At 69.5% G+C, this 1680-nt stretch carries 1 protein-coding gene and 1 pseudogene; both read right to left on the reverse strand.

Annotation, left to right across the window (positions count from 1 at the left end; genetic code table 11):
• A pseudogene (locus ACFWGZ_RS40845) lies at positions 1-277 on the reverse strand (hypothetical protein); the annotation flags it as partial.
• Between the two features lie 105 nt (positions 278-382).
• Positions 383-1237, reverse strand: coding sequence for a hypothetical protein (locus ACFWGZ_RS40850; protein ID WP_382456950.1), 855 nt, complete (start codon positions 1235-1237; stop codon positions 383-385).
• Between the last annotated feature and the right edge of the window lie 443 nt (positions 1238-1680).

A 1680-nucleotide genomic window follows, 5' to 3' on the forward strand; every position in this document is an offset into this window, starting at 1 on the left:
GCGTGGCACCCGGGTGAGGCGCCGAGCCGCGCACGAGGCGCGCAAGCTGCTCATCGGTGAGACCTTCGCCGTCGTAATGAGCAGCTGGCGCGAGCAGCCAGAACCCTCCGTTCGCGGCGATCGAGGCCTCCGCTGCCGCCCCACCGTCCGGCCAGACGGAGACAGACGACTTGCCGTCGGCCGGAACACTTGAGTCGACGAATACCACGCGGGCCAGTCGGTCACCGATCCGCTCCGCGGCCTGACCGACCGGGATGCCCGAGTAGCTGTGACCCACCAGGACAAGGCCCCAGGACCGCGGAAAGGGGTGCCACGGCCTGTCCCGATCCCCTGCCCGTGTTTCTGACGTGACAGTTGGGGGTGTGTTCGACAGGTCGGTTCGTCAGGGGGTGTGGTCGGACTCGCGGCAGGGGCGGCAGAGTCCGTCGCGGAACGCCTCGGGCCTTCCCGGTACGCCGCACTCGGTGCACTCCGGCATCAGCCGCCGCACCGGCGCCTGCGCAGGAGCGGGCGGTACGGGAGTAGCGGGCAACCGGGGCGGCAGCTTGTCCCGCAGCCGACGCCGGACCAGACCGAAGGGCGAACCCACCCGCTCGGGAAGCCCGGCCGTCAGCACACGGACCACGTAATCAGCATCCACACCCCGCCCGAACCACTCCGCCACCAACCCCTCCAACGCCACACAGTCCGCAGCCGACAACGCCAACCGCGCATCCACCCGACCCAACCGCGCCAACACAGCAAACCCAGGCGAAACACCCACACCAGCAGCCGCACCAGCACCCGCACCCGTGCCGGACCGCGACTGCGACTGCACATCCGGCTCCGGCTGCGGTTGGGGCTCTGCGGTGCGCTGCTGCGGAACCATCGGGGCAGGCACGTCGGCAGGGGCGGGGTCGGGTGCAGGGCCGGGGGCGGGTACGTCAGCGGCCTCGGGTTCAGGGGCGGTTGGGGCCGAGCGGTGTTCCTCGGCGTCGAGGAAGGCGTCCCACCATTCGTTGTCGTGGGCCGTGCGCGACCAGAACGTCCGGGTCACCCAGCGGACCTGACCACCCTCGGCACTCAGGCAGCGGACATGGCGAAGATGACCGGCCACACCCAGCGCCCGCAACGCACTGCCCACCGCCATCTGCCCGTACAACGGCTGACTACGGGCCAGCGACTTGATGTCCATCGCCGCCCCCTCGGGCAACGCATCCACATAACCCGCGATATGCCGCTCCCGCACCGGCAGCAACGCGAAAACATCCGCACCCGACGAACACCCCTCCACCACGGTCCGCTTCCCGTAACCGGGCTTCGCCCTCGGGTGCGCACGCGAGGATGCGAGGGCAGGCGGGGCAGGACTAAGGTCTGAAACAGCCACGGGATCTCTTTCACTTGAGTTTCGATCTTGGGGTCAGGCCCCGGGCAGTGCGCCAACACTGTGCCGGGGTCGATTCGTTCGCACCGTAAGCCGCCGCGACTCTCCGCCGCAACTCGATCACAACTAGTCATACTTGCTGGCCGTGACGGGGCAGGGAGGGCAGGGGGGTTTACCCAACCACCCCCGGTCACCCCCCGGTTGGTACACACCGCTCGAATCCCGGCCCTCGAAGACCGACCCCCGAAACCCGAAGCTCGGGACCCGGCCCCGCACCCCCTGCCACACCCACGAAAGAGTGAGCCGCCCCCTTACCG

It is taken from the genome of Lentzea sp. NPDC060358, from assembly GCF_042725365.1.
Classification (GTDB): domain Bacteria; phylum Actinomycetota; class Actinomycetes; order Mycobacteriales; family Pseudonocardiaceae; genus Lentzea.